This is a genomic window from Tenacibaculum sp. A30, assembly GCF_051200845.1.
GTDB lineage: Bacteria > Bacteroidota > Bacteroidia > Flavobacteriales > Flavobacteriaceae > Polaribacter.
Window position 1 is genome coordinate 2,146,139 of record NZ_CP195160.1, and the last position, 26,534, is coordinate 2,172,672.

Consider the following 26,534-nt stretch of genomic DNA (forward strand, 5'->3'; position numbering starts at 1 on the left):
TTTTTTTAATTTTATAGTGAGTTTTACGTATTAAATAGTAAAATCTCCATTTGTTTTGTGCTCGCTATTTTCATAACGCTCTAAACATTTATCTAAGATTTCGTAAGCTTCATCTGCGTTACCCCAATCTCCGATATCTACTTTCTTTTTTTCTAAGTCTTTGTAAACTTGGAAGAAGTGAGTAATTTCTTGTTGACGGTGTGGGTTTAAGTCAGATAAATCATTGTATTTGTTCCAGATTGGATCAGATACAGGTACACAAACGATTTTTTCATCTGGACCTTTTTCATCAGCCATATGGAAAACACCAATTGGCTTTACTTCCATAACACACATTGGGAAAGTTGGTTCTGCTCCTAAAACTAATACGTCTAATGGATCTCCATCTAATGCTAAAGTTTGAGGAATGAATCCATAATCACCAGGATACATCATTGATGAGAATAACATTCTATCAAAACGAATTTTTCCTAAATCAAAATCGTATTCGTACTTATTTCTACTTCCTTTTGGAATTTCAATTAAAACATCTACTGTTTTTCTCTCTTTTGCGGTCATATATTCTTAACTTTTCTTCGTTTCTAAAATCGGTTTGCAAAAGTAACGATTTATTACTTTTTTTTAAGAAAAAACTGGTTTATTTTATGGTTAATTGTATGATTATAAGCCAGGTTTAATTCCTATACGAATAGCGAACTTTGGAGTTGGAGCAACTGTAGAACCCATTGGAGGTGTGTAATTACTTCTCCAAATAGCATCAACTCTAAGAAAACGTAAGTTTCCGTATCCTATATTTTCTAGTCCAAAACCATATTCATAGTACACTTTATTTGGAGCATTGTAATTAACATTTCCAGCGTTCATAGCTCTGTTTTCTGCTGAAATTGTTCCGTAAGCGGCTCTAAAAGTTACTAAACTTCGTAGTTTTAGTTTTTTCAATAATGGAATTCTATTTAAAATATAACCATTAAAGTGATGCTCAAAATGTCCTGCTAAATATTCATCAGTAACAAAATCGTAATAATTAAGTAAGGTGAAAGTGTCTTTAACTAGAGAAAATGATTGGTTGGCAGGTACCGGACTTAGTAAAGCGATTGGCACATTTCCAAAAGTTTTTCCAGCTTCAAAAGTAGCGTCTAAAACACCAAACTTACTTAGTAAAATAGGTTGGTTGTATTTGAACTGGATTTTGTCATAGTTATGTGTGCCGTTGAAAACATCTTTGTATCCTCTACGGTAGTTTAAAACCAAGGTAGGGAAAACATTATTACCAAAACGTCTTTCTACTCCTAAACCATACACAAATCTACCAGGAGTATAAGTAAGGTAAACATCAGAAGCTACATCTGTTAATTTTGATTGAATATCTCCGTTTTCGTCAATATAATCCATGGAGAAATATCGTTCGTCAGCAGAAGAAATTTTTGCATGAGAAAGGTTTATTCCAAAGTGTAAATTTTGTTGAATTTGATAATCAAAATTTGTTGCAATCTTTTCTACATTGGATAAAAAGTAGTTGTCGCCTCTAGAAAATACAGCAGCCGTACCAAAACTTCTACCTAAAAGTTGGGTAGTGTTTAATAAAGAGCTTCCTAATTGCTCAATATCTTTTTGGTAAGCAGCGCCTACTGCTATTCTAGGCTTGTAGGACAATAAATAACGACCCTCGGCAGCATATTTTACTTTTTTGTCTTTAAAGCCGTAGGCAACATGACCTGTTAAACGAAATCGATCATCTTTGGTTACAAAAGTTCTAAAACCTAATTTGGTTCTAAATCCTTCAACTTGGTTGTTGGCAAAAATGGTCCATAAAGGGCCAACTTGAAAACCTAAATTGGTGTTTACGTATCCGCTAGAGACCGTATTAATAAGCACCGTGATGTTTTTTATTTGCTTTTTCTTTTTAACGTTTTTAATTAATTCATACGTTTTTTTGCTTTCATCACTCTGAACAGATTCCCAGTATGTGTCTTCTTTTTCATACTGATTAGGTCTTATTTTTTCAATTTTTTCTTCGTAGAAGTTTTCAGAAAGAGGTTTGTTTAAAATGTAGTTTTCAAACGTAATGTTTTTCTTAATAGTTAAACCTTTATTACTGTCATTTTTATCAATAAAAGTAAAATCTCCTTCGTAAGCATTTTTAGTAGGAATGTAAATACTATCGTTTCTAACTTCGAATTCTTTTTCAAAAGTTAATCCTCTTACAAAGTTTAGATTGATACTTTTATGAACTTTCATTTTTAGCTTTTTTATAGAAAAGCTTTTGTCTGCAATCCATAAATTCCCTTGAAATGCTAAATCACCATCTCTTCTAGGAAAGAAATATATGTTGTATAGTTTTTTGTTGTTGTCAACAATACTATCGTATAAAACATAATCGTAAGTAGAAAAACCATCTGTAGATAGTGGGCTTACAAATGACTTGCGTAATAACGTAATGTCATTTTGAAACACATCAATATTTTGAAAAGTGTTAGCTATTCTATCAAAAACAAATCCTTGAGCGTTTAATCCTTCTGATTTTTCAGCTTCAATATCTTCTCTTACAGCTTTAGTTACATTGTTGCCATAAATATTAGAAACCTGTTCATTTATATAAATAGGGATGTAATAATTAATTCCGTCACTATCGTATTGAACTTGGTTAATAGCTTGTTTGTATTCGTCTTTAAATAATTTTTTTAAAAAAAGCGTGTCTAGGTTATTTAGGCCAATTTCTGTAGAAGTGTTCTTTTTGTATTGATAGTGGTCAACTAAATCCAGTCCGTTTTTTCTTTTACGTTTCCAGACTTCTTTTAGGATTTTATAAGCAGGATTTTCTTTCTTTTTTAAGCGTTTTTTGGGTTTTGTAACAATAACAACCTCGTCTAATTGATTACTTTCTTCTCTTAAAACAACATTTAAGAATTTTGTTTTTTGATTGACTTTGATTGCTTGTTTTTGAAAACCTACAAATGAAATTTCTAAGAGACCTCTATTTTTTGGAGTTTTTAAATAGAATTTCCCTTCATCATCGGTGGTTGTACCAAAAGTGGTGTTTTTTAAAACTACATTAACAAAAGGTAAGGGAGTGTTAAATTCATCAACAACTCTACCTTGCAGTGTTATTTGAGCACTTAAATAGCTGGTTGTTAGAAGTAATAGTAGTGTTAACAGATTTTTCATTTGTGTACTTACTACAAAATCCTTTTGACGAGCGCCAAAAGGATTTTATGTGTTTTCAATTTCTTTTTTATTTTAATTACTTACGATACATTACCTCTTTAACAGCGGTAATTACATCATCAGCGTTTGGTAACCATTCTTCTAATAAAACTGGAGAATATGGTGCTGGTGTATCGGCAGTTGTAATTCTTTTAATAGGAGCATCTAAATAATCAAATGCCTCGTCTTGTACTCTAAAAGTAATTTCTGAAGATACACTTCCGAAAGGCCATGCTTCTTCTAAAATTACTAATCGATTAGTTTTCTTTACAGAATCTAAAATAGCTTCATGATCCATTGGACGAACTGTACGTAAGTCGATAATTTCTATTGAAATTCCTTCTTTAGCTAATTCATCAGCAGCTTTATACGCTTCTTTAATGATTTTACCGAAAGAAACTACAGTTACGTCAGTACCTTCTCTTTTAATATCAGCAACTCCAATAGGAATAATATATTCTCCTTCTGGGATTTCCATTTTATCACCATACATCTGCTCAGACTCCATAAAAATAACCGGATCGTCATCACGAATAGCTGCTTTTAATAATCCTTTAGCATCGTAAGGGTTCGAAGGAACAATTACTTTTAATCCAGGACAGTTAGCATACCAACTTTCAAAAGCTTGTGAGTGTGTTGCTGCTAATTGACCTGCAGAAGCTGTTGGTCCACGGAAAACGATAGGACAGTTAAATTGTCCACCACTCATTTGACGAATCTTAGCTGCGTTGTTAATAATTTGATCAATACCCACTAATGAGAAATTGAAAGTCATATATTCAACAATAGGACGGTTACCATTCATTGCCGATCCTACAGCAATGCCACCAAAACCTAATTCGGCAATAGGAGCATCAATTACACGTTTAGCCCCGAATTCGTCTAACATTCCTTTACTGGCTTTATATGCTCCGTTGTACTCAGCAACTTCTTCACCAATCAAATAAATGCTTTCATCTCTACGCATTTCTTCGCTCATTGCTTCGCAAACGGCTTCTCTAAATTGTACTGTTTTCATACGTTTTATAAGTAGTTGTTTATCAAGAGTGCAAAAATAATAAAAATAGGGGTAATATTGTAGCTTTAAAATCAACAAATGATTAAGTCATATTAATACCTTAAATTTGAGACAGATTAAGGTTGAGTAAAAAATTTATTATGCACGCATAGTAAATTAAAAAAAATGCTTAACTTCGTCGCACAAAATTAAGTTTCTTTAAAACAACGATATATGAAAATATTAGTTTGTATCAGTCATGTACCTGATACTACTTCAAAAATCAACTTTACTGATAATGACACAAAGTTTGATACTAACGGAGTTCAATACGTAATAAATCCATACGATGAGTTTAGTTTAACTCGTGCTATGTGGTTTAAAGAAAAACAAGGAGCAAGTGTAACAGTTGTAAATGTAGGAGGAGCTTCTACAGAGCCAACATTACGTAAAGCATTGGCGATTGGTGCAGATGATGCTATTCGCGTAAACGCTGAGCCTACAGATGGGTTAATGGTAGCTAAAGAATTAGCTGAAGTTGTTAAGAATGGAGGTTTCGATTTAGTATTAGCAGGAAAAGAGTCTGCAGATTATAACGGGCAAATGGTTCCTGGTATGTTAGCGTCTTTATTAGATTTTAACTTTGTTAATGGATGTGTTGGTGTTGAAGTAGAGGGAATAAACGTAACGTTAAGTAGAGAAATTGATGGAGGTGAAGAAAAAGTTTCTTCAACGTTACCAATGGTGATTGCAGGACAAAAAGGAATCGTAGAAGAAAAAGATTTACGTATTCCTAACATGCGTGGAATTATGATGGCTCGTAAAAAACCATTAAGTGTAGTTGAGCCAACTGGAGCAGCAGCGGCAACAGCAACTCAAAACTTTGAGAAACCAGCGCCAAAAGGAGCAGTGAAGTTAGTTGATAATGTTGATGATTTAATCAATTTATTACACAACGAAGCAAAAGTAATTTAATAAGGTTTGAACAGTTAGTTGTTTAACTGTTGAATTCTTTTAACAAAGTCCAAAAGAAAAAATAAAAATATTTGTTAGTGTTTACAACTAAAAACTAACCACTAACGACTAAAAACTTAAATAAATATGTCTGTATTAGTTTTTGCCGATTCATCGGAAGGAAAATTCAAAAAAACAGCTTTTGAAGTTGTTTCATACGGAAAAAAAGTAGCAGAGCAATTAGGAAGCGATTTAGTAGTGTTAACTATTAATGGAGGAGATGCTTCTGAATTATATACTTACGGAGCAGAGAAAGTTGTTGAAGTAAAGAATGATTTGTCGTCATTTAACGCTAAAGCATATGCTTCAATCATTAAGCAAGTTGCAGATGCAAAAGGAGCAAATACTGTAATTGTCGATTCTAGCGTTGACGGATTAACAGTAGCGCCTTTAGTGGCAGTAGCTTTAGAAGCAGGATATGCTTCAAATGCGGTAGCATTACCGAGTAGCACAAGTCCTTTTGTTGTTAAGAGAAAAGCATTTTCTAACAAAGGATTTAACTATACTGAAATTTCAACAGAGAAAAAAGTAGTTGGTGTAGCTAAAAATTCTTACGGAGCGCATGAAAATGCAGTGAGTGGATCAACTGAAAGTTTCGATGCTGTATTGCCAGAATTAGGAGTGAAATCTGAAAGCATCAGTAGAGCTACAGGAAAAGTAACCATTGCTGATGCTGATATCGTTGTTTCTGCAGGTAGAGGTTTAAAAGGACCAGAAAACTGGGGAATGGTTGAGGAGTTAGCTGATGTTTTAGGAGCTGCAACAGCATGTTCTAAACCAGTATCAGATTTAGGATGGCGTCCTCATAGCGAACACGTAGGTCAAACAGGTAAGCCAGTAGCGTCAAACTTATACATTGCTATCGGTATTTCTGGAGCAATTCAGCATTTAGCAGGTATTAACGCATCAAAAGTAAAAGTAGTTATTAATACAGATCCTGAAGCACCTTTCTTTAAAGCTGCAGATTATGGTATAGTTGGTGATGCTTTTGAAGTTGTACCTCAATTAGTAGAGAAATTAAAAGCTTTTAAACAAGCATAAAAATAGGGGTAATTTTTTCTTTTGTTAGAAATTAGAGTACAACTCATAATTTTTAGTAAATTGTGCCCACTTTAGAAGGCTGTCTAAATTTTTAAGCAAAAAGCCTAAATTTAGACAGTTTTTTTGTATTTTATGATGATTGATTGTACATGAGTTTAATTAAACTAACTATAAAAGGGATTTCGTATAGCCAAACACAAAGTGGGGCGTACGCTTTAGTGCTAAGTGAAATGGAAGGAACTAGAACCTTGCCTATTATTATAGGAGCTTTCGAAGCACAATCAATTGCCATAGCTTTAGAAAAAGAAATTCGACCACCAAGACCTCTTACCCACGATTTATTTAAAACATTTGCAGACAGATTTTCTATCGTAATTAAACAAGTTATCATTCATAAATTGGTTGATGGCGTGTTTTATTCAAGTTTAATTTGCGAGCGAGAAGGAGTAGAAGAAGTGATAGATACGCGAACATCAGACGCTATTGCATTAGCGGTTCGTTTTGAAGCACCAATTTATACGTATGAGAATATTTTAGATAAAGCGGGTATTTATCTGAAAATGGACGAAGAGTTAACTATTGAAGAAGATTTGGAGTCGGATGAAGAAGATGAAATAGGATTTTCTTTTGATGAGGATGAAAAAGAAGAAGACTACTATTCACACTTATCTTTAGAAGAATTGCACGAACAACTTAACGATGCTGTAGCAAATGAAAATTATGAGTTGGCGGCCAGAATCCGTGATGAAATCAGCAAACGTTCTTAATTAAAATCATTTAAAATGAAGAAACTATTTACTTTCATAATGCTTTGCGTTACGATGATAACTTTTAGTCAAAGTATTGAAAAAAAGTGGAATTTCTCATCAATCACAACAACTGAAGGAGATTCAATTGTTACGATAAACCCTGCAGATGTTCTTAATCTGTCAGAAGGAAAATTCAACTACTCATTAGTTGATAAAGATAGTTTACAAGCTTCAGGAAACTATATTCATCAAAATAACTTATTAATTTTTAATTACAACCAACCTAACGATACTGTTCGTTATTATAATGTGGTTGAATTAACAGAGGATGGATTAACGCTTTCTGAAAAAAATATGTTGTATAAGTTTACAACAGAACCTTTATTAGTTTCAGAGGTAGCAGCTGAAGAGGTTCAACAAAAAGCAAGTGAAATAATTCCAAGTCAAGGTTTTTCTTTTCATAGTTTGTGGAGAGGAGCTTTAGGAATGGTTTCATTATTAATCCTTGCTTTTTTATTTAGTGCTAATAGAAGAGCGATTGATTGGAAAATAGTTGGGTTAGGATTAGCTTTTCAATTGCTTATTGCTGTTGGAGTATTAAAAATTCCTTTTGTACAAAAAGCATTTGAGCTGGTAGGGAGTCTATTTGTAAGTGTATTAGACTTTACAAGGGCAGGAAGTGAGTTTTTATTCAGTGGTTTAGTAGCTGATATGGATTCTTTCGGATTCATTTTTGCTTTCCAAGTATTACCAACCATTATATTCTTCTCGGCATTAACGTCGCTTTTATTTTACTTAGGGGTTATCCAATTTATCGTTAAGATTTTTGCTATGGTGTTATCGAAGATCCTTAAAATTTCAGGTGCGGAAAGTTTGTCGGTAGCAGGAAATATTTTTTTAGGACAAACCGAAGCACCTTTATTAATCAAGGCGTATTTAGAAAAGATGAACCGTTCTGAAATCTTATTGGTAATGATAGGAGGAATGGCGACTGTGGCTGGAGCAGTGTTAGCTGCATATATTGGTTTCTTAGGAGGAGATGATGAAGCATTACGATTATTATATGCAAAGCACTTATTAGCAGCTTCTGTAATGGCAGCTCCAGGTGCAATTATTATTTCAAAGATATTATATCCACAAACTGAAGAGGTGAATACAGACGTGCAAGTATCGTCAGAGAAAATAGGATCAAATATTTTAGATGCTATTGCAAATGGTACAACAGAAGGTTTACAATTAGCGATGAATGTTGCTGCAATGCTATTAGTGTTTATCGCTTTTATAGCTATGATTAATGGTGGGTTAAATTTAATTGGAAGAATAACAACATTGAATGATGTTGTAGCAAGTAATACACCTTATGAAGCACTATCATTGGAGTTTATATTAGGGTATGTTTTTGCGCCATTAATGTGGTTAATTGGTGTGGCAAAAGAAGATATGGCATTAATGGGACAGTTATTAGGTGTTAAGTTAGCAGCAAGTGAGTTTGTAGGATATATTCAGTTAGCAGATTTAAAAAATGCAGCGAGTGCTACACATTTAACATATAATAAATCTATAATTATGGCAACGTATATGTTGTGTGGATTTGCAAACTTTGCATCAATTGGTATTCAAATTGGAGGTATTGGTTCTTTAGCACCAGGTCAGCGTAAAAACTTATCTGAATTCGGAATGAAAGCATTAATTGGAGGTACTATTGCTTCGTTAATGTCGGCAACTATTGCAGGAATGATTATAGGTTAAATAGGCGAAGGGTAAAAGGTGTTAGGTAAAAGTATATGAGGAATTTCAGAAAATTAGATGTTTGGAATGATGCCAGACAGTTAGTGAAGGAAATTTACGAACTTACTTCCGGTTTACCATCTACCGAAAAATTTGGATTAATTTCTCAAATTAACAGATGTGTGTTATCAATTCCTGCAAATATTGCAGAAGGGTGTGCTAAAGATTCTCAAAAAGATTTTGTAAGATTTTTGCAAATTAGTTTAGGATCAGCTTTTGAGTTAGAGTCTCATTTAGTTATTTGTACCGATTTAAATTTCGTTTCTGAAAATGAAGTTTTCTTAGTGATAGAAAAAGTACAGGTTTTACAAAAAAGAATAGCATCACTCATCAAATACAACCGAGCAAACTTTTAAACCCAAACCAAAGAACCCTTTACCTTTTCCAACAACCTTTAACCTAAAACCTTTCACCTAGTCACTCAAAAAAGTTAATAACTTATTAATATAATTTTAAAGAGCGTCTACATTTTGTGTAGATGCTTTTTTATTTTTACCTTGATTATTTAATACGAAAGTTTAACGATTAAACGGAGAAGGATGAAGCAGTATTTAGATTTAGTACAGCACGTTTTAGACAACGGAAACGAAAAAGGAGATAGGACAGGAACGGGAACCAAAAGTGTTTTTGGTTATCAAATGCGATTTGATTTAAGTGAAGGTTTTCCAATGGTAACGACTAAAAAGCTACATTTAAAATCGATTATTTATGAATTATTGTGGTTTATAAAAGGTGATACTAATGTTAAGTACCTTCAGGAAAATGGAGTTCGTATTTGGAATGAATGGGCAGATGAAAATGGCGATTTAGGTCCGGTGTATGGTCATCAATGGCGTAATTGGAATAGTGATGAAATAGACCAGTTAAAAGAAGTGATAGAAACACTAAAAACAAACCCAAATAGCCGTAGAATGTTGGTGTCAGCATGGAATCCGTCAGTGTTACCAGATACTTCTATATCGTTTGCAGAAAACGTGGCGAATGGTAAAGCAGCACTTCCTCCATGTCACGCTTTTTTTCAGTTTTATGTAGCTGATGGTAAACTCTCATGTCAATTATATCAACGTAGCGCGGATATCTTTTTAGGAGTTCCGTTTAATATTGCATCATATGCGTTGTTTACCATGATGGTCGCTCAAGTTTGTGGTTATGAAGCAGGAGAGTTTATTCATACTTTTGGTGATGCCCATATCTATAACAATCATTTAGAGCAATTAGAGTTGCAGTTATCACGCGATCCAAGACCACTTCCGAAGATGAAAATCAATCCGGCAATAAAAAATATAGAAGATTTTACTTTTGACGATTTTGAGTTGATTGATTATAACCCACATCCTCATATCAAAGGAATTGTAGCTGTATAATTTAACTTTATTTTTTGTAGTTTGTTTAGTAAATTTGTAGGAAACCAGCTAAAATCTATAAAAATGACCACTGAAATTGATACATTAAAAGATGCTCTCTACGATAAAATAGCCGATATACAAGATGAAAATGTGTTAAAAGCTATTAACACCTTGGTTGATAATATCAAAAATGAGGCTTTTGAAGAAGCGAGTACCGAAAAGATTGATCTTACAGGATATATTAAAGAGTGGGTTAAAAGTATGTAAACCCTTCAACTAAGATTTATGATTACACTTATTGCTGCAATTGCAAAAAATAATGCTTTAGGAAAAGATAACGACTTAATTTGGCATTTACCAGCCGACCTAAAAAGGTTTAAACAAATTACATCAGATCATCATATTTTAATGGGACGTAATACTTTTGAAAGTATTGGAAAACCGTTGCCTAATCGTATTTCTATCATTATTACCAGAAATAACGATTATTTTAAAGATGGATGTTTAATAGCAAATAATATTGAAGACGCAATTGAACTTACGGAAGGAAATAATGCATTCATCATAGGAGGTGCTCAAATTTATAAGCAAGCTTTAGAACAAGACTTAGTAGATCGTTTGGATATTACTATTGTACATCACGAGTTTGAAGCAGACGCCTTTTTCCCAGAGATAGATAAAACTGTTTGGAAAGAAGTAGCTAGGGAAGATTTTAAAGCAGACGAGAAAAATAAATACGATTACAGTTTCGTTTCTTACGAAAAGAGAAAAGATTAAGGATATAAGGTTAAAGTAAATAAACCTTGAGTCTTTTATCTAAAAATCTATCAATCTAAAAGTATGTCAATACAACTTACAGGAATATCAAAAACTTACGGAACACAAAAAGCAGTAAATACTATTTCTTTTGAAGCAAACAAAGGAGAAATAGTTGGGTTTTTGGGTCCAAATGGAGCAGGAAAATCAACTACGATGAAAATCTTAACAGGTTTTATTCAGCCATCAGCAGGAAGTGTTTTGGTAAGTGGTATAGATGTAATTACAAATCCTATCGAAGCTCAAAAAAAGATAGGGTATTTACCAGAGCATAATCCGTTGTATTTAGATATGTATGTTAAGGAATACTTACAATTTCAGGCATCTTTACATAAAATTGATAAGGCAAAAGTTGCAGAGGTGATTGAGCAAGTAGGTTTATTGGTAGAAGCGCACAAAAAAATCAATCAATTATCTAAAGGATACCGACAACGTGTTGGATTAGCAGCTGCTATATTGCACAATCCTGAAGTGTTAATTTTAGACGAACCTACTACTGGGTTAGACCCGAATCAACTGGTTGAAATCCGTGAATTGATTAAAGAATTAGGTAAAGATAAAACGGTTTTGCTGTCTACTCATATTATGCAAGAGGTAGAAGCCGTTTGTGATCGCGTTATCATTATCAATAAAGGAGAAATAGTAATTGACAAGCCGATATCTGAATTAAAAACAGATACGGAACAAGTGATACGAGTAACGTTTGATTACAAATTAGAAGAACAGTTTATCAAACGATTACCAAATATTAAAGCCTTCAAAAACACCGTAGAAAACAACTGGATTTTAACCTTTGATACTTCAGAAGATATGCGTCCAGTAATTTTCGATTTTGCTCAAGAAAACGGGTTGAAAATCTTGGGACTAAATACTGAAAACAAAAACTTAGAAAGCTTGTTTAGGGAGTTGACTACCCAGAAAACTGATGTTTAAACCACACTTTTTTCCAAACTCTTTTTAAAATTAAAAAAGTAGCATTTTCTGAATACTTATCAATATCACTTGATGTTATGTTTTGTATTTCTTTTTCAGAAACATCAATACGATACAAAAGATTTGAGTACGAGTTAAAATCTTGTAGAATTAACTCCTTAATAATTTTTTGAAGAGACTCTTTTAATGCTAAAGGGCTACTGTCTTTAGAAAAATCAATATCAATACCGGTTAGGCTAAAATCTTTGTTAAGTTGAATAATAAGATCTTTATATAACTTGGTGTTAGCCACATTGCTTAGTAAATCAGCGCTATTTTGATAGCTAGGTGGCATTTAGTTAATTCAATTTGTAATTAATAAATTGCTCGTCTAAAGCTTTTAAAAATTCACTAGACACTTTAATCTTAGTAGTTCTACTTGGTAAGCTTAGCTCAATTTTTTCTTCGGTATCCCAAATAGTAAAATATAAGCTTTGAGAACCTTTGTTAGTCGCAAATAAGTGTTGTAACTCCTTAATTGTGTTTTCTTTTATTTCTTGTAACGGAATTTTAATGGTTAGTTTTTTACACATTTTATCCATGATGTCGTGTAATAATAAAAGCTCATTAAATCCAATTCTAGGTTCACCTTTAACTCCTTCTTTATTGGTCCACCCAGGTTTAATGGTTGTTTTGATAAACAAGAATGAATTTGGAACCAAAAAGTGCTTGAATTTTAAGTAATCTTCCCCAAAAATTCTGAACTCGTAGCTATCATTGTAGTCTTCCATAATAAAAGAAGCCCAACCTTTTCCGGCTTTAGATACACGGTGTTGTACATCGGTAACAATACCTGCAAAAGACAATCCTAAGCCTTCGTATTGTGCAATATTTTTAAAATGTGCTAGGGTAGCGTTGCAAAAATTCATTTCATTTTTAAAATCATCCAACGGATGTGCAGAAATATACATTCCTACGACTTCTTTTTCGCGAGCTAAAAGTTCCATAGTTCCCCAAGTTTCGCATACTGGAACTTGAGGTTCTGGTAAATCAACTTCAGAGGCTTCTCCAAACAGAGAAACTTGAGAGGAGTTTTGATTTTCTTGAAATTTATTTCCAAAACGGATGGCTTTTTCTAAGAAAGTTTGTCCTTTTTCGTCTTTTACATAATATTGAGCACGATGTGTACTTGTAAATGAATCAAATCCTCCAGCTAAGACTAATCCTTCAAAAGCTTTTTTGTTTGCTACACGTAAATCCACACGTTTTGCTACATCAAAAACAGAAGAATAATGTCCATTTTCTTTACGTTCATCAATAATGGCTTTTACAGCAGAACCACCAACACCTTTAATAGCCGCCATACCAAAACGAACAGCACCATCTTTGTTTACCGAGAACTTAGCATATGATTCGTTTACATCTGGTCCTAATACCTCTAAGCCCATACGCTTACATTCTTCCATAAAAAATGAAACAGATTTAATATCGTTCATGTTGTTTGAAAGTACTGCCGCCATGTATTCAGCAGGATAATGTGCTTTTAAATAAGCAGTTTGATAGGCGATCCACGCATAACAAGTTGAGTGTGATTTGTTGAAGGCATAGGATGCAAATGCTTCCCAGTCTTTCCAAATCTTTTCTAAGGCTTTTTCATCATGTCCGTTAGCTTTCGCTTGGTTGACAAACTTAGGCTTCATTTTTGCTAGTACAGCAGCTTGCTTTTTACCCATGGCTTTACGTAACACATCGGCTTCACCTTTGGTAAAATCAGCTAGTTTTTGCGAAAGTAGCATTACCTGCTCCTGATATACCGTAATTCCGTAGGTTTCAGCTAAATATTCTTCCATCGCAGGAAGATCGTATTGAATTTCTTCATCACCATGTTTTCTTCGGATGAAGGATGGGATATATTCCAAAGGACCTGGACGATATAGGGCGTTCATTGCAATTAAGTCGGCAAAAACGGTAGGTTTTAATTCACGCATGTATTTTTGCATTCCAGGAGATTCGTATTGGAAAATACCTACGGTTTCTCCTCGTTGGAATAAAGCATATGTTTCTTCATCATCGATAGGAAAACTCTCTGGGTCGAGTTCTACTCCGTGACGTGCTTTTACAATTTTTACAGTATCCTTAATAAGGGTTAAGGTTTTTAACCCCAAGAAATCCATTTTTAATAATCCAGCACTTTCTACGACCGAGTTATCAAACTGAGTAACATACATGTCGGAATCTTTCGCAACCGATACAGGCACAAATTTGGTAATGTCATCAGGAGTAATAATTACTCCACAAGCATGAATACCTGTGTTACGAACAGAACCTTCTAGAATTCGAGCTTTGTTAATGGTTTCCGCTTCTAATCCATTTCCATCGGCAATAGCTTTTAATTCGTTGACCATTTCAATTTCTTCGGAACGAAGTTTGGCTTTTAATCCGGCTTCATCCAAAGAGAATATTTTAGCCAATTTCATTCCTGGGATTAACTTGGCAATTCTATCGGCTTCAAAAAGGGGTAAATCAAGCACTCGAGCAGTATCACGAACAGATGATTTAGCAGCCATGGTTCCGTAGGTAATAATTTGTGCTACTTGGTTGGCTCCATATTTTTGGATTACATAATCCATTACTCTCCCACGACCTTCATCATCAAAATCAATATCGATATCGGGCATCGATACACGTTCAGGATTTAAGAAACGCTCAAAAAGTAGGTCGTATTGAATAGGATCAATATTGGTAATCCATAAACAATAGGCAACTACCGAACCTGCAGCAGATCCACGCCCAGGACCTACCGATACATCCATGTTTCTGGCTTCTCGAATAAAGTCTTCAACAATTAAGAAATATCCAGGGTATCCTGTTTTGGCAATTACATCCAGCTCAAAATCTAAACGTTCTCGAATACTGTCTGTAATTTCTCCGTACCTTTTTTTGGCTCCTTCGTAGGTTAAGTGACGTAAAAAATTATTCTCTCCGCGTTTTCCTCCATCTTCTAAATCCTTTTCATCTCTAAATTCCTCAGGAATATCGAAAGCGGGTAATAATACATCGCGAGCTAAACCAAAAGGCTCAACTTTATCTACAATTTCTTGAATATTAATGATGGCTTCTGGTAGATCAGCAAAGAGTTTTTTCATCTCTTCGGTAGATTTAAAGTAGTACTCATCGTTAGGTAAACCGTAACGATAACCTCTTCCTCTACCTTTCGGAGTCGCTTGTTTTTCTCCATCTTTTACACACAATAAAATATCGTGTGCGTTGGCATCTTCTTTTCCTAAGTAAAAGGTATTGTTGGTAGCAACAATTTTTACGTTATGTTTTTTTGAAAACTCTAAAAGAGTTTCATTCACAACTCTTTCGTCTTCTTGTCCATGACGCATCAATTCGATGTACAAATCGTCTCCGAACTGTTCTTTCCACCAAAGTAAGGCTTCCTCTGCTTGGGCTTCACCAACATTTAATATTTTACTAGGAACTTCTCCGTATAAATTCCCTGTTAAAACAATTACATCTTCTTTGTATTGTTCAATGATTTTTTTATCAATTCTCGGAACGTAGTAAAAACCATCCACAAAAGCAATAGAAGACATTTTTGCTAAGTTGTGGTATCCGTTTTTGTTTTTAGCAAGTAATACAACTTGGTATCCGTTGTCTTTTTGACTTTTATTTGTATGATCTTCACAAATATTGAACTCACAACCCACAATAGGTTTTAAAATAGTTTCTGTAGGCGTTTCACCTTTTTCTATAGCTTCTTGATTAGCAGCTTCGGCAGCTTTGTTGTGGCCTATAACGGCTTGTACAAAGTGAAAAGCAGCCATCATGTTCCCTGTATCTGTCATAGCAACTGCCGACATATTGTCTTTGGCGGCAGCATTTACAATATTACCAATTTGGATAGTAGACTGGAGGATTGAGTATTGTGTATGGTTGTGTAAATGGGCAAATTTAACGCCTTCAAGCTCTGCTAAACCTTCTGCAGTAGAAATGGTGGTAGCTTCTTCAGTTTCTGAAGATTTTCTTTTACGGATTTTTTCACTTTCCTTTTTAAGGTTTAAGTGTTTAAGCCCGATAACTTGAATCGGATTAGGATTTGCCTCTGTATAACGTTTAAAATAATCTGAAGGAACATCTAATTGTTCTTCGGTATATTGACGTAAACGAATTAATTCTAAGAAACAACGAGTTGTAGCTTCAACATCGGCAGTCGCGTTGTGAGCTTCGCCAAAACCAGTTCCGAATAAGTGATTGTGTAATTCGGTAAGGGTAGGAAGTTTGAATTTTCCTCCACGACCTCCAGGAATTTGACACATTTCTGCTGTATGCTCAGTACAGGTATCTAAAACTGGCAATTCGGTTAGGTTGTTTTCAACACCCAGACGATGGAATTCACATCCCATAATGTTGACATCAAATCCAACATTTTGCCCAACAATAAACTTTGTTTTTTGTAAAGCATTATTAAATAATTCTAGTCCTTCACTTAATTGAATACCTTGTTCAATAGCTAAATCTGTAGAAATTCCGTGAATACGTTCTGCGTCGTAGGGAATGTTAAATCCGTCTGGTTGAATTAAAAAATCATTGTGCTCAACCAGATTTCCTAATTCATCATGTAATTGCCATGCAATTTGTATGGCTCTAGGCCAGTTATCGGTATCGGTTATTGGAGCGTTCCAGCTTTTAGGTAATCCAGTAGTTTCGGTATCGAAAATTAAATACATGGGCAAAAATTACTTGAAGTGTTTTTGAGTAAAACAAAGTGTAAAAATACGAAGAATTTAGATTGCTACAGAGAGAAGTTATTAACGAGTGTTTTTGAGTTGAGGTAAAGGCTTGATTGGTTGACTGTAACTGAAAATTATGTTATTAATAGGTTAAGTTTAAAATAAATATTAGAAAAAGTGATTGACAATCAATTAATAAGATTACATTTGTACTTTAATATAATTTTTTTTACAATGAAAGAAGGAACAGTAAAGTTCTTCAATGAATCTAAAGGTTTTGGATTTATTATCGAATCAAACTCAAACACAGAGCACTTTGTACACGTATCAGGTTTAATCGATGAGATTAAAGAAGGTGATAACGTAGAATTTGAGTTAAAAGAAGGAAGAAAAGGATTAAACGCTGTTAGCGTTAGAGTATTATAATATACCTTAGTAATTTATTTTTCTTAAGAGTCTGTTTTACAGGCTCTTTTTTGGTTTAATAAAACAGGTTTTTTGCTTTTTAATGAAAAAGATTTTATAAATTTGCGCCCACTTATCACGAGATGATAAGATTTATTAATAATCAAGGTCGCGAACCTTAAAAATTAAACATTATGCCTGTAAAAATTAGATTACAAAGACACGGTAAAAAAGGAAAACCATTTTATTGGGTAGTAGCTGCTGATTCTAGAGCTAAAAGAGACGGTCGTTTCTTAGAAAAAATCGGAACTTACAATCCAAACACAAACCCTGCAACTATCGATTTAGATGTTGATGGAGCTGTAAAGTGGTTACAAAACGGTGCTCAACCAACTGATACTGCTAGAGCTATCTTATCTTACAAAGGAGCTTTATTAAAGAATCACTTAGCTGGTGGAGTAAAAAAAGGAGCTTTAACTGAAGAGCAAGCAGAGGCTAAATTTACTGCTTGGTTAGAAGAAAAAGCATCAAAAGTAGCTGGTAAAGCTGATGGTTTAGCGAAAGCTAAAGAAGATGCTAAAGCTAAAGCTTTAGAAGCTGAAAAAGCTGTAAACGAAGCACGTATTGCTGCTGCTGTTCCTGCTACTGATAGCGAGGATGCAGCTGTTGCTGAAACAGGTGCTGATAGCGAAGAATAAAAACTTGTAATACGATGATGCAAAAAGAAGATTGCTTTTATCTTGGCAAAATCGTTAAAAAACATAGTTTTAAGGGTGAGGTAGTTATTAAATTAGATACTGATGAACCCGATCTTTACGAAAATTTGGAATCAGTTTTTGTCGATTTAGGCAATAATCTGGTTCCTTTTTTTATTGAAAAATCTTCATTGAGTAAAGGAACTATGTTTAGAGTAAAATTTGAAGATGTAGATACTGAAGCTGATGCAGAAGCTATTTTGCGTTCAGAAGTGTATTTACCTTTAGATTTACTTCCAAAACTTTCTGGAAATAAGTTTTATTACCATGAAGTTATTGGTTTTACGGTTGTTGATGATACTTTTGGTGAAGTTGGAACTATTGTGAACATTAATGATACTTCCGCACAACCTTTATTTGAAATAGATAGAGAGGGTAAAGAAATCTTTATTCCTATGATAGATGATTTTATTAAAAAGGTAGATAGAGAAAATCAAGTAATTGAAGTAAATACACCAGAAGGATTAATTGAGTTGTATTTAGAATAATATTTTTAGAGATACTTCAATGAGATAGTATAAAAAAACGGAAGGAGTTATCCTTCCGTTTTTTTATTTGTAGTAATTTTTCTTATTGAAGTTTCCAAACTTCATGACTATCGACATCGTTTTTATCTTCAAAAAGCTTAAAGGTGGTGTTGTCTAATAATGTTAACCAAACTTTTTTGTCTCCAACAATAATATTATATTCTTTACCACCAATATGCTTCCATGTGCCAGATGAATCATCATTTGTTATACATTCGTTGTCCACTTTTTCATAAAATGTAGCTTTAAAAGTGTTGTTTGAAAAAATTTCTGTAAAATCATTTTCTTGACATTCTCTTAATTGAGTTTTTTCGCCGTTTGAATATTCTTCAGAAATTTTCCAAGTTCCAATTAATGAGTTGTCAGAAACATTTTCATCACTAGAAGAGCAGTTTAAAAAAGTTAAAGAGATGGCAAATAATAAAATAATTTTTTTCATAGTATAGAATTTAAAGCTATTTAATTTAAATAGCTTCTTTTACAACTTTTAATTTAAAATGTGGTTTGTTTATTTCTTTTTCAATCAAATCTTTTGATCTAATAACATCAGTTATTTGAAGGCTTCTACCGTTAAAGTTTCTTTTAACAATAACTCTTTCTAGCCAATACAGTTCTCCTTTAAAAATTAAAGGGAAGAATAAAAAGCGGCTAACTTTTCTTTTTGCTCTTTTTTGAGAGGGTTTTAGGTTAATTTTCATTTCCTTTTGTTTAATTATGTAAAATTTTTACGTGTAATACAACAAGAAAATTCAGTTCTTTTTTTTAAAAAGAATTAGATGTTTAGGGGTAGGGGAATGCAGTCGAAGCGAAAATATTAATAACGCTTTGCTAAAATAGGTAAAACTTTATGGATAAGAGTACAGAATCGTCCAGAATCTTGTAAGGTGTGTTTTTGAAATATAGTCAACTGTTTATTAGTTGTTTAATTTGTTTTTTTTGAAGTTTGTTTTTGAGAAAAAAAAGAAATCTGGATGATTTCGGACTCTAAAAAACGTATTCAAACACACAATCTTCTCCGCTTTCAAAAACCTGTTGCATTCCTAGGTAATTAAAACCTAAGTTTTTTAGCAGTTTTTGAGATTTTTCGTTTTTAGGCATGGTTAAAGCCAATACTTTTTCTTGTTTGAATTTTGTTCGAACGTATTCTATAATCAATTTTGTAGCTTCAGTAGCATAACCTTTTCCTCTTCCGATAGGTAAAAAAGCGTAGCCAACATCAATAAAATCAAGAGAATCTCTTTGTAATGCGGTAGATGCACCAATAGGTCTGTTGGTTTCTTTTAAAATAACCGTGAAAAATCCCAATCCGCCTAATTTTGAATTTTTAAATAAAATGTCTTTTAAATAGACCTCGGTTTCTTCAATAGATTTTAGGTTTTTGTCGCCAATAAACTGAATCCAATCAGGGTCGTTGAATAACTCGAAATAAAAAGGAGCATCACTCACCAGAGCATCTCGTATGATTAATCGTTCGCTTTCTAATAACATAACTTAAATATAAATTAAAAATGTACTTTTGCGAAGCAAAAAAATAACAAAATGAGTTTATTACAAGAATTACAAGATAGAAGCGGAAATCAATGCGAGCTATGTGCATCAAAAGATGACTTATCGATTTACGAAGTACCACCAATTTCTACTGGTGGAGTAGATGGTAGTTTACTGGCTTGTAGCACTTGTATTGAGCAAATAGAGAACCCTGAAACCACTGATGCAAATCACTGGCGTTGTTTAAACGATAGTATGTGGAGTGAATTCAGAGCCGTAAAAGTTGTAGCTTGGAGAATGTTACACCGTGTTAAAAAGGATGGTTGGTCGCAAGATTTATTGGATATGCTTTATTTAGAAGATAATGATGTGCGTTTTGCAGAAGCAACAGGTGAACATTTAGATGAAAGTGAAAAAATTATTCATCGAGATGTAAACGGAGCCATTTTACAAGCAGGAGACAATGTGGTATTGATTAAAGATTTAAAGGTAAAAGGTTCTAGTATGGTAGCTAAACAAGGTACTGCTGTACGTAGAATTTCATTAGATCCTGAAAACGCTAAATATATTGAAGGTAAAGTAGACGGAACACAAATTGTAATTATTACCGATTACGTCAAGAAAATGGCGGAGAAGGAGTAATATTAAAATAAAAAAGCTGAGAATTAACTCAGCTTTTTTTATTTCTCAGTGTTATAAAACACTTTGTAAAATTTCATTTTTTTCTCCTCGTCATAACCTTGCTCTAAATATTCAGAAGAAGCATCAGGAGCATCTACATCAATCTTAATCTGAATATTGGTGTCTAGCTTTATTTCGGTTTTGAACTTGCTTTTTTCCTTTTTTAAGACAACATCAGATACTTCAAAGTTGTTACGAATTAATACATCGTTCAATTTTTCAAAGTGCTGCTTGTAATCTTCAAAAAGATTTTTATGTTTATCTTCTTCAAAGATTTCATCTTTAAAGTTGTGATAATCTACATTTTCGTGTTCTTTAAAATAATCAACAGTGTTGGCTAAGAAGTTGCTTTGTTCTTGTTTTCCAAATTCAGGTTTAATCACTTCTTCAGAAAACTCCTTACACATTTCTAAATAATTTTGCGTGTGTAAATTACGATCATCGGCATACTTTACGCTTAAAAAGTTTTTAATCCAGTATTGCGCATCGTAATTGTTATTGTCTACTGATAAAACTACGGTTCCTTCTGTATCAGAAGAGTTTAAAATCAAACAACCTTTATCTAATCTTTTGGTAGAAATTCCTTTTTGAACTACTACATCAAAACTATCATCGTCTAAATAGGTTTGGAAGAAGTCTACTTTACTTTCAATTTTAAAAATTCCAACGGCTTCGGTTAAAACATCTTTATATTCGATACCTTCAAAATAAGCAACAATAACATCACCCGTTTTAATATTGGCAGAATTTGATTGCTCGTATAAGTGATTAACAATGTTTTTAGAATGTTGGATGAAGACCTCATTGCTATCATCTTCAAAAATATCTGAAGTGTATTTGTTTATTTCGTTTAAGCGAACATCTGCATGATGGCTAAAACGATAACTCTGCGTAACCGAACCAAATGGTTTTAGTAAAAAAGGAAGTAGCAATTCGTAGCTTTCTTCATCAAAACGCACTAAACTTTCAGAAAAAGCATTTTGTCCGCTATTGTATTTATTAGCGACTTTATGAATGATACATTTGTTAATTTCGGTACGAGTTCTTTTAATCATCTTCTAAAAAATTGGAAGACAAAAATAGAAAAATTACAATTCTAATTTCAATTGTTCAGGTAACAATTTAAATGATTTTCTGTGGTAGGTTGTTGCGCCAAATTGTCTAATAGCTTCGCGATGTTCTTTAGTAGGATATCCTTTGTTTTTTTGCCAATTATACTGCGGAAATTCTTGATGAATTTTCTCCATATATTCATCTCTGTATGTTTTTGCTAGTACAGAAGCTGCAGCTATACTCATAAATTTAGCATCACCTTTTACAATGGTTTGATGAGGGATTTCTTCATATGGTTTGAATTTATTCCCATCAACAATAATAAATTCAGGTTGAATATTTAATTGTTGAATAGAACGATGCATACCTGTGATTGAAGCTTGTAGAACATTTAATTCATCCACTTCTTCTTGATGAATGAAGGATACTCCGTAAGCCAAAGCGTGTTCTTCAATATACGGGCGAAGCTCTTGTCTTTTTTTTTCAGAAAGTTGTTTAGAGTCGTTTAGTAATTCGTGTTGAAAATTATCGGGCAAAATAACCGCGGCAGCTACAACAGGACCTGATAAGCATCCTCTACCAGCTTCATCAGTGCCAGCTTCTAATTTATGTCCGCTAAAGTTTAATTTCAACATGCTACAAATTAACAGTTTTCAAAGAAATTAAACTTAAAATTAATCGTTAAATTATTTTACTTTTGCTGTTATGAAGAAAAATCTTTTAGTATTCTTTTGTTTGATTAGTGTTCAGGTGTTTTTTGCTCAAAAAAGATCTCTTGACAGGGGGTTAGCTAGACCTACAGGAGGATTTAATCAAAATTTAGATTCACTTTCCAATGGCGAAATTAATATAAGGTTAAGTGGGAAAACAAAATATACCGATTATAAAATTATATCGCATAAGAGCGACACTACAATTGTAGATACGACACTTACACTTCAAAAAGAATATAAGTTTAACTTTTTACGAAAAGATAATTTTGAGTTGTTGGCTTTTCATAACCAAGGGCAAACATTTAATAATTTAGCATACGATTTTACGAATATTTCACAATTTCCAGATATTGGTTTTAGAGCTAAAATGTTCGGTTATATGGATGTAGAAGATGTGAATTATTACCATGTGCCTACCCCAACATCTGAAATTATGTACAGAACAGGTTTGGAGCAAGGGCAGGTTGTAGATGCGTTATTTACCACAAACTTTTCTAAACGATTTAATTTAGCAATCGCCTATAAAGGGCTTCGTTCGTTAGGGAAATACCGACGTTCTTTGGCAAGTACAGGTAATTTTAGAGTGAGTTTTAGTTATGAAACTCCGAAAGGACAATATGCGATAAGAGGACAAGTTGTAAATCAAGATTTTTTTAATCAGGAAAGCGGAGGGTTAACAGAAACCTCTTTAGCAGCTTTTATAAACGATGATCCTAACTTTAGTACTAATAGAGGTAGGATGGATGTGGTTTTAAATAATGCTGAAAACAATTTAGATGCAAAACGCTTGTATTTTGAACACACGTTCAAACTGCTTTCATCAAAAGATAGCGTGACCCAAAGAGATTTTTCAAATCTAAAATTAGGACACTCATTTACGAGAGATTCTAAATTCTATCGTTTTAATCAAGGAACTGCGACATCATATGTATTTGGAAATGCTAATATTTCTAGCGGAATAAATAACAAGACGAAATATTTGCTGTATGATAATCAGTTGTTTTTAGATTTTAATTCTAAGTATGTTTTAGGGAAGTTTCGCGTTAAAACAGGAGTAACTTCATATAACTACGGATACGAAAACTTGCAAAACAACACAGTTGGAATTACTAAAAACAAATTAAAAGGTGATGCTGTTTCGTTTGGAGCCGATTGGAACGGACGTATAGGAAACTTTCATGTAAATGCTTCAGGGAGTCTTACTCCGGGAAGCGGACGTTTATCAGGTAATCAATTTTCAGGAGAAGCTTTTTATAAAAAAGATAGTGTGCTAACTGTAAAAGGTAGGTTAGGAATCAGTAATAAATCACCTAATTTTAACTTCTTACTGCATCAAAGTAGTTATGATGATTATAACTGGGAAAACAATTTTTCTCAAATTGGAACCCATAGTTTAGGAGGAGTAATTGATTCTAAATGGGGAAATGCATCTGTTGATATTACCAATATTAGCAATTACACTTATTTTGACGAAAACGGACAACCAAAACAATTTTCAGGAGATGTTAATTATTTAAAAGCGAAAGTGTCTAAAGAGTTTACCTTCGGAAAATTTGCTTTAGATAACACGTTGATGTACCAAAAAGTGGCAAGTGGAGAAAGTGTTTTTAGAGTACCTGAATTTGTTACTCGTAATACTTTGTATTATACTGATGAGTGGTTTAAAGGAAAACCTCTCTTGGTGCAAATAGGGGCTACGTTTAAGTATTTTACAGAGTACAAAGCAAATGCCTACAATCCGTTATTGGCAGAATTTACGCTACAAAACGATACTGAAATTGGCTATCCAACAGTCGATTTATTTTTTAATGCACGCGTAAGAAGAACTCGAATTTATTTTAAAGCAGACAATGTTAGTTCTTTTGCTTTTAAAAAGAATTATTATTCAGCACCAAATTACCCGTATAGAGATTTTGTAATTCGTTTTGGGGTAGTATGGAATTGGTTTATTTAATAATAGTATGAAAGAAAAATTACAACAAAACTGGAAGCTGTTTTTACTAGCAAGCTTAACTTTAGGTTTAGCTCCTTTTAAACCACCACATATTGTAGGGAAGTTACAATGGATTGCTGGAGGAAATGCTTTTTCAGGAGAGCATGCCATGAAGTTTATGGATTGGTTTGATGTGTTTTTACACGGAACCCCATGGGTACTCTTATTAATTTCTATAGTGTTAAATCTTTTTTCATTAAGGGGCAAAAACGATTAGGAATACTGCTTTCTTTTTCTCCGAAATAAAGAAATCCTTGACTTTCGTAAAATGATTTAGCATTTGGGTCGGCTAATAATGTCATGGTAGTAGCATTTAACTGTTTCGCTTTTATGTAAGAATCTTCCAATAATTTTTTACCGATTCCCTTTCCTATAAATTCAGGTAAAATAAATAGAAATTCTAGCTCAATAGCATCGTTTTTAGGCTGATTTAAAATATAAAATCCAGCTATAGTGTCTTCTAAAATATATTTATACACAAACATATTTTCCATGATGTTTTCCGTAATGGTTAAATCATGGCGCCAACTTTCTATTTGTTCTTCAGGATAGCCCCAATAAGCTTTCGATTTTAAGGCAATGTTAGTTAGCGAATCCGCATCTAGCGCGTTAGCTTTTGTAATCATACAAATAATAAAATCTGCAAAAATAGAGGTTTTATTATTTATTTAGATGTAAGTTGTTTTATTTTAATTCTAAAGGCAGCATATACTAGTGTAGTAAAGGGGCTTAACCAATTAAACATAGCATAAATAGCATAGTCTATAACAGGAACTCCTAACACTCCCGAATGGTAAGCTCCACAAGTATTCCATGGGATTAAAACAGAAGTTACTGTACCAGAATCTTCTAGTGTTCTACTTAAATTTTCAGGAGCTAAACCTTTATCTCTATAGGCTTGCGCATACATTTTTCCTGGAACAACAATTGCTAAGTACTGATCAGAAGCTGTGAAATTTAATCCGATACAAGTAGCAACTGTACTAGCAAATAAACCAAATACAGAGTCAAATAAACTTAACATAAAGCTACTAATTTTAGCTAAAGCTCCGATAGCATCCATTACTCCACCAAAAACCATCGCTAACAAAATCAACCATACGGTTCCTAGCATTTTTTTCATTCCTCCTGCGGTAAATAAATCTTTTAAAACCTCGTTTTCTGTAGCAACAGAGGTTTCAACAGTAATGGCTTGCATTACTCCTTTGTAAGCAGCTTCAAAATTTAATTTTTCAACCCCTGCAACTTGTGCTACCACATGTGGCTGAAAGATTAAAGCGAAAATACCCCCTAAAATTGTACCCGCTAAAAGAGCAATTAATGGAGGTGTTTTTTTAATGATTAAAATAATAACCAATACAGGTACTATAAATAACCACGGAGTAATGTTAAATGCTTTGTTAATATCGGTTAGCATTTGTAATGTGTTAGCTTCACCAGTTGTTGTTTGTGTAAATCCAAGTATGATAAAGAAGATAATGGTAATTATAAATGTTGGAACTGTGGTGAACGCCATGTATCTTATGTGCGTAAATAAGTCGGTTCCTGCCATGGCAGGAGCTAAGTTTGTAGTATCAGACATTGGAGACATCTTGTCGCCAAAATAAGCTCCTGATAAAACAGCGCCAGCAGTCATTCCTAAAGAAATTCCTAAGGCTTCTCCAATTCCTATTAAAGCAATACCTACAGTTGCTGAGGTTGTCCAAGAACTACCTGTTGAAATAGAAATCACTGCACAAATTATTAAACATGCTACTAAAAATATTGTCGGATTTAAAATTTGAAGTCCGTAATAAATCATTGAAGGAATAATACCGCTTATAAGCCATGTTCCAGCTAAAGACCCTACCATTAAAAGTATTAAAATGGCTCCTGCGGTAGATTTAATGTTTTCGGCAACTTCTTCGATCATTCTTTCATAAGAAACCTTGTTTTTAAAACCTATAATTGCCGCTACAGCACCACCCATTAATAAGATAAATTGGTTACTACCGCTTAAAGCATCATCACCAAAAACATATACATTGTACGCTAACATTGCAATTAGAGCAAAAACAGGAATCAGTGCTTCCCAAATAGTCAATTCTTTATTTTGGATTATTTTTTGGTCTTCAATTTTGATTTCTGAAAGGTTTTTATCGTCTTGCATGTGTAGTGTTTTTCGGATTGTAATGTTACGATTTTGAATAGAATTACACAAATCGAATCAGTTAATGACTTTCTTTAAGAAAAATTGAAAAGAAATGACAGATAAACAAAAATGTCACTTTAAATAACGTAAAAGAAGTTGATAATTTTCACATTATTTAAAATGAC

27 protein-coding genes are annotated in these 26,534 nt (G+C 33.3%); 15 read left to right on the plus strand and 12 right to left on the minus strand.

The window, feature by feature from the left end; translation table 11 throughout:
* Nucleotides 1–30: 30 nt before the first annotated feature.
* The 3 genes from ACR9ES_RS10290 to ACR9ES_RS10300 all read right to left on the minus strand — a co-directional run bounded on the left by ACR9ES_RS10290 (nucleotide 31) and on the right by ACR9ES_RS10300 (nucleotide 4,222).
* Complete coding sequence (locus tag ACR9ES_RS10290) at nucleotides 31–558, minus strand: inorganic diphosphatase (protein ID WP_274633416.1); 528 nt, start codon at nucleotides 556–558, stop codon at nucleotides 31–33.
* 102 nt (nucleotides 559–660) lie between these two features.
* Complete coding sequence (locus ACR9ES_RS10295; protein ID WP_435254151.1) at nucleotides 661–3,165, minus strand: DUF5686 family protein; 2,505 nt, start codon at nucleotides 3,163–3,165, stop codon at nucleotides 661–663.
* A gap of 76 nt (nucleotides 3,166–3,241) precedes the next feature.
* Complete coding sequence (locus tag ACR9ES_RS10300) at nucleotides 3,242–4,222, minus strand: pyruvate dehydrogenase complex E1 component subunit beta (RefSeq protein ID WP_435254152.1); 981 nt, start codon at nucleotides 4,220–4,222, stop codon at nucleotides 3,242–3,244.
* A 213-nt stretch (nucleotides 4,223–4,435) separates the two neighbouring features.
* On the opposite strand from ACR9ES_RS10300, the gene ACR9ES_RS10305 reads away from it, so the two are divergent.
* The 9 genes from ACR9ES_RS10305 (at nucleotide 4,436) to gldA (ending at nucleotide 11,888) form a co-directional block, all read left to right on the plus strand.
* Nucleotides 4,436–5,176, plus strand: coding sequence for an electron transfer flavoprotein subunit beta/FixA family protein (locus tag ACR9ES_RS10305; protein ID WP_435254153.1), 741 nt, complete (start codon nucleotides 4,436–4,438; stop codon nucleotides 5,174–5,176).
* Nucleotides 5,177–5,302: 126 nt separating this feature from the next.
* Nucleotides 5,303–6,256 carry an electron transfer flavoprotein subunit alpha/FixB family protein gene (locus ACR9ES_RS10310; protein WP_435254154.1) on the plus strand — a complete coding sequence of 318 codons (954 nt, stop codon included), beginning with the start codon at nucleotides 5,303–5,305 and terminating at the stop codon, nucleotides 6,254–6,256.
* Nucleotides 6,257–6,405: 149 nt separating this feature from the next.
* A complete protein-coding gene (locus ACR9ES_RS10315; RefSeq protein WP_435254155.1) occupies nucleotides 6,406–7,023 on the plus strand; it encodes a bifunctional nuclease domain-containing protein in 618 nt (205 codons plus the stop codon).
* A gap of 15 nt (nucleotides 7,024–7,038) precedes the next feature.
* Nucleotides 7,039–8,754: a NupC/NupG family nucleoside CNT transporter gene (locus tag ACR9ES_RS10320; RefSeq protein ID WP_435254156.1), complete on the plus strand. Its 1,716-nt coding sequence runs from the start codon at nucleotides 7,039–7,041 to the stop codon at nucleotides 8,752–8,754.
* Nucleotides 8,755–8,789: 35 nt separating this feature from the next.
* On the plus strand, nucleotides 8,790–9,149 hold the full coding sequence (locus tag ACR9ES_RS10325) for a four helix bundle protein (RefSeq protein WP_435254157.1): 360 nt from the start codon (nucleotides 8,790–8,792) through the stop codon (nucleotides 9,147–9,149).
* Nucleotides 9,150–9,332: 183 nt separating this feature from the next.
* Complete coding sequence (locus ACR9ES_RS10330; protein ID WP_435254158.1) at nucleotides 9,333–10,157, plus strand: thymidylate synthase; 825 nt, start codon at nucleotides 9,333–9,335, stop codon at nucleotides 10,155–10,157.
* A 63-nt stretch (nucleotides 10,158–10,220) separates the two neighbouring features.
* Entirely contained in the window at nucleotides 10,221–10,406 is a 186-nt protein-coding gene (locus tag ACR9ES_RS10335) for a hypothetical protein (RefSeq protein WP_435254159.1), read from the plus strand.
* Between the two features lie 18 nt (nucleotides 10,407–10,424).
* Complete coding sequence (locus tag ACR9ES_RS10340) at nucleotides 10,425–10,916, plus strand: dihydrofolate reductase (protein WP_435254160.1); 492 nt, start codon at nucleotides 10,425–10,427, stop codon at nucleotides 10,914–10,916.
* A gap of 63 nt (nucleotides 10,917–10,979) precedes the next feature.
* Complete coding sequence (gene gldA / locus ACR9ES_RS10345) at nucleotides 10,980–11,888, plus strand: gliding motility-associated ABC transporter ATP-binding subunit GldA (protein WP_435254161.1); 909 nt, start codon at nucleotides 10,980–10,982, stop codon at nucleotides 11,886–11,888.
* Here the strand turns inward: gldA and ACR9ES_RS10350 are convergent.
* Together ACR9ES_RS10350 and dnaE are read right to left on the minus strand one after the other, a co-directional pair.
* Nucleotides 11,866–12,222 (minus strand): hypothetical protein, encoded by a 357-nt coding sequence (locus ACR9ES_RS10350; RefSeq protein ID WP_435254162.1) that lies wholly within the window; start codon nucleotides 12,220–12,222, stop codon nucleotides 11,866–11,868. The two genes, gldA and ACR9ES_RS10350, sit on opposite strands and share 23 nt — an antisense overlap.
* A gap of 4 nt (nucleotides 12,223–12,226) precedes the next feature.
* Complete coding sequence (gene dnaE / locus ACR9ES_RS10355; RefSeq protein WP_435254163.1) at nucleotides 12,227–16,600, minus strand: DNA polymerase III subunit alpha; 4,374 nt, start codon at nucleotides 16,598–16,600, stop codon at nucleotides 12,227–12,229.
* A 237-nt stretch (nucleotides 16,601–16,837) separates the two neighbouring features.
* Here dnaE and ACR9ES_RS10360 point away from each other — a divergent pair, with 237 nt between their 5' ends.
* The 3 genes from ACR9ES_RS10360 to rimM all read left to right on the plus strand — a co-directional run bounded on the left by ACR9ES_RS10360 (nucleotide 16,838) and on the right by rimM (nucleotide 18,251).
* Nucleotides 16,838–17,029 (plus strand): cold-shock protein, encoded by a 192-nt coding sequence (locus ACR9ES_RS10360; RefSeq protein ID WP_274633403.1) that lies wholly within the window; start codon nucleotides 16,838–16,840, stop codon nucleotides 17,027–17,029.
* Between the two features lie 173 nt (nucleotides 17,030–17,202).
* Nucleotides 17,203–17,706 carry a 30S ribosomal protein S16 gene (locus ACR9ES_RS10365; protein WP_408034655.1) on the plus strand — a complete coding sequence of 168 codons (504 nt, stop codon included), beginning with the start codon at nucleotides 17,203–17,205 and terminating at the stop codon, nucleotides 17,704–17,706.
* 17 nt (nucleotides 17,707–17,723) lie between these two features.
* Nucleotides 17,724–18,251 carry a ribosome maturation factor RimM gene (rimM, locus tag ACR9ES_RS10370; RefSeq protein ID WP_435255644.1) on the plus strand — a complete coding sequence of 176 codons (528 nt, stop codon included), beginning with the start codon at nucleotides 17,724–17,726 and terminating at the stop codon, nucleotides 18,249–18,251.
* 82 nt (nucleotides 18,252–18,333) lie between these two features.
* On the opposite strand, the gene ACR9ES_RS10375 is transcribed toward rimM, so the two are convergent.
* From ACR9ES_RS10375 to ACR9ES_RS10385, 3 genes are all read right to left on the minus strand, one after another.
* Complete coding sequence (locus ACR9ES_RS10375; protein ID WP_435254164.1) at nucleotides 18,334–18,729, minus strand: lipocalin family protein; 396 nt, start codon at nucleotides 18,727–18,729, stop codon at nucleotides 18,334–18,336.
* 25 nt (nucleotides 18,730–18,754) lie between these two features.
* A complete protein-coding gene (locus tag ACR9ES_RS10380; RefSeq protein ID WP_435254165.1) occupies nucleotides 18,755–18,988 on the minus strand; it encodes a hypothetical protein in 234 nt (77 codons plus the stop codon).
* A gap of 286 nt (nucleotides 18,989–19,274) precedes the next feature.
* Nucleotides 19,275–19,778: a GNAT family N-acetyltransferase gene (locus ACR9ES_RS10385; RefSeq protein WP_435254166.1), complete on the minus strand. Its 504-nt coding sequence runs from the start codon at nucleotides 19,776–19,778 to the stop codon at nucleotides 19,275–19,277.
* Nucleotides 19,779–19,829: 51 nt separating this feature from the next.
* On the opposite strand from ACR9ES_RS10385, the gene ACR9ES_RS10390 reads away from it, so the two are divergent.
* Complete coding sequence (locus tag ACR9ES_RS10390) at nucleotides 19,830–20,420, plus strand: PhnA domain-containing protein (protein WP_435254167.1); 591 nt, start codon at nucleotides 19,830–19,832, stop codon at nucleotides 20,418–20,420.
* A gap of 38 nt (nucleotides 20,421–20,458) precedes the next feature.
* Here ACR9ES_RS10390 and ACR9ES_RS10395 read toward each other — a convergent pair whose 3' ends face one another.
* The gene (locus ACR9ES_RS10395; protein ID WP_435254168.1) at nucleotides 20,459–21,514 is read right to left on the minus strand and encodes a nucleoid-associated protein; all 1,056 of its coding nucleotides are present in this window, start codon (nucleotides 21,512–21,514) and stop codon (nucleotides 20,459–20,461) included.
* A gap of 33 nt (nucleotides 21,515–21,547) precedes the next feature.
* Nucleotides 21,548–22,147 carry a ribonuclease HII gene (locus ACR9ES_RS10400; RefSeq protein WP_435254169.1) on the minus strand — a complete coding sequence of 200 codons (600 nt, stop codon included), beginning with the start codon at nucleotides 22,145–22,147 and terminating at the stop codon, nucleotides 21,548–21,550.
* Between the two features lie 70 nt (nucleotides 22,148–22,217).
* Between ACR9ES_RS10400 and ACR9ES_RS10405 the strand changes: the two genes are divergently transcribed.
* Together ACR9ES_RS10405 and ACR9ES_RS10410 are read left to right on the plus strand one after the other, a co-directional pair.
* On the plus strand, nucleotides 22,218–24,179 hold the full coding sequence (locus ACR9ES_RS10405; protein ID WP_435254170.1) for a putative porin: 1,962 nt from the start codon (nucleotides 22,218–22,220) through the stop codon (nucleotides 24,177–24,179).
* A 7-nt stretch (nucleotides 24,180–24,186) separates the two neighbouring features.
* Nucleotides 24,187–24,435 (plus strand): hypothetical protein, encoded by a 249-nt coding sequence (locus ACR9ES_RS10410; protein ID WP_435254171.1) that lies wholly within the window; start codon nucleotides 24,187–24,189, stop codon nucleotides 24,433–24,435.
* Here the strand turns inward: ACR9ES_RS10410 and ACR9ES_RS10415 are convergent.
* Nucleotides 24,392–24,844: a GNAT family N-acetyltransferase gene (locus ACR9ES_RS10415; RefSeq protein ID WP_435254172.1), complete on the minus strand. Its 453-nt coding sequence runs from the start codon at nucleotides 24,842–24,844 to the stop codon at nucleotides 24,392–24,394. The two genes, ACR9ES_RS10410 and ACR9ES_RS10415, sit on opposite strands and share 44 nt — an antisense overlap.
* Before the next feature lie 38 nt (nucleotides 24,845–24,882).
* A complete protein-coding gene (gene nhaC / locus ACR9ES_RS10420) occupies nucleotides 24,883–26,367 on the minus strand; it encodes a Na+/H+ antiporter NhaC (protein WP_435254173.1) in 1,485 nt (494 codons plus the stop codon).
* Nucleotides 26,368–26,534 lie beyond the last annotated feature (167 nt).

Coding starts and splice junctions, on each gene's coding strand:
- ACR9ES_RS10290 (WP_274633416.1), bottom strand. CDS start 558: ATGACCGCAAAAGAGAGAAAAACAGTAGATGTTTTAATTGAAATTCCA.
- ACR9ES_RS10295 (WP_435254151.1), bottom strand. CDS start 3,165: ATGAAAAATCTGTTAACACTACTATTACTTCTAACAACCAGCTATTTA.
- ACR9ES_RS10300 (WP_435254152.1), bottom strand. CDS start 4,222: ATGAAAACAGTACAATTTAGAGAAGCCGTTTGCGAAGCAATGAGCGAA.
- ACR9ES_RS10305 (WP_435254153.1), top strand. CDS start 4,436: ATGAAAATATTAGTTTGTATCAGTCATGTACCTGATACTACTTCAAAA.
- ACR9ES_RS10310 (WP_435254154.1), top strand. CDS start 5,303: ATGTCTGTATTAGTTTTTGCCGATTCATCGGAAGGAAAATTCAAAAAA.
- ACR9ES_RS10315 (WP_435254155.1), top strand. CDS start 6,406: ATGAGTTTAATTAAACTAACTATAAAAGGGATTTCGTATAGCCAAACA.
- ACR9ES_RS10320 (WP_435254156.1), top strand. CDS start 7,039: ATGAAGAAACTATTTACTTTCATAATGCTTTGCGTTACGATGATAACT.
- ACR9ES_RS10325 (WP_435254157.1), top strand. CDS start 8,790: ATGAGGAATTTCAGAAAATTAGATGTTTGGAATGATGCCAGACAGTTA.
- ACR9ES_RS10330 (WP_435254158.1), top strand. CDS start 9,333: ATGAAGCAGTATTTAGATTTAGTACAGCACGTTTTAGACAACGGAAAC.
- ACR9ES_RS10335 (WP_435254159.1), top strand. CDS start 10,221: ATGACCACTGAAATTGATACATTAAAAGATGCTCTCTACGATAAAATA.
- ACR9ES_RS10340 (WP_435254160.1), top strand. CDS start 10,425: ATGATTACACTTATTGCTGCAATTGCAAAAAATAATGCTTTAGGAAAA.
- gldA (WP_435254161.1), top strand. CDS start 10,980: ATGTCAATACAACTTACAGGAATATCAAAAACTTACGGAACACAAAAA.
- ACR9ES_RS10350 (WP_435254162.1), bottom strand. CDS start 12,222: ATGCCACCTAGCTATCAAAATAGCGCTGATTTACTAAGCAATGTGGCT.
- dnaE (WP_435254163.1), bottom strand. CDS start 16,600: ATGTATTTAATTTTCGATACCGAAACTACTGGATTACCTAAAAGCTGG.
- ACR9ES_RS10360 (WP_274633403.1), top strand. CDS start 16,838: ATGAAAGAAGGAACAGTAAAGTTCTTCAATGAATCTAAAGGTTTTGGA.
- ACR9ES_RS10365 (WP_408034655.1), top strand. CDS start 17,203: ATGCCTGTAAAAATTAGATTACAAAGACACGGTAAAAAAGGAAAACCA.
- rimM (WP_435255644.1), top strand. CDS start 17,724: ATGCAAAAAGAAGATTGCTTTTATCTTGGCAAAATCGTTAAAAAACAT.
- ACR9ES_RS10375 (WP_435254164.1), bottom strand. CDS start 18,729: ATGAAAAAAATTATTTTATTATTTGCCATCTCTTTAACTTTTTTAAAC.
- ACR9ES_RS10380 (WP_435254165.1), bottom strand. CDS start 18,988: ATGAAAATTAACCTAAAACCCTCTCAAAAAAGAGCAAAAAGAAAAGTT.
- ACR9ES_RS10385 (WP_435254166.1), bottom strand. CDS start 19,778: ATGTTATTAGAAAGCGAACGATTAATCATACGAGATGCTCTGGTGAGT.
- ACR9ES_RS10390 (WP_435254167.1), top strand. CDS start 19,830: ATGAGTTTATTACAAGAATTACAAGATAGAAGCGGAAATCAATGCGAG.
- ACR9ES_RS10395 (WP_435254168.1), bottom strand. CDS start 21,514: ATGATTAAAAGAACTCGTACCGAAATTAACAAATGTATCATTCATAAA.
- ACR9ES_RS10400 (WP_435254169.1), bottom strand. CDS start 22,147: ATGTTGAAATTAAACTTTAGCGGACATAAATTAGAAGCTGGCACTGAT.
- ACR9ES_RS10405 (WP_435254170.1), top strand. CDS start 22,218: ATGAAGAAAAATCTTTTAGTATTCTTTTGTTTGATTAGTGTTCAGGTG.
- ACR9ES_RS10410 (WP_435254171.1), top strand. CDS start 24,187: ATGAAAGAAAAATTACAACAAAACTGGAAGCTGTTTTTACTAGCAAGC.
- ACR9ES_RS10415 (WP_435254172.1), bottom strand. CDS start 24,844: ATGATTACAAAAGCTAACGCGCTAGATGCGGATTCGCTAACTAACATT.
- nhaC (WP_435254173.1), bottom strand. CDS start 26,367: ATGCAAGACGATAAAAACCTTTCAGAAATCAAAATTGAAGACCAAAAA.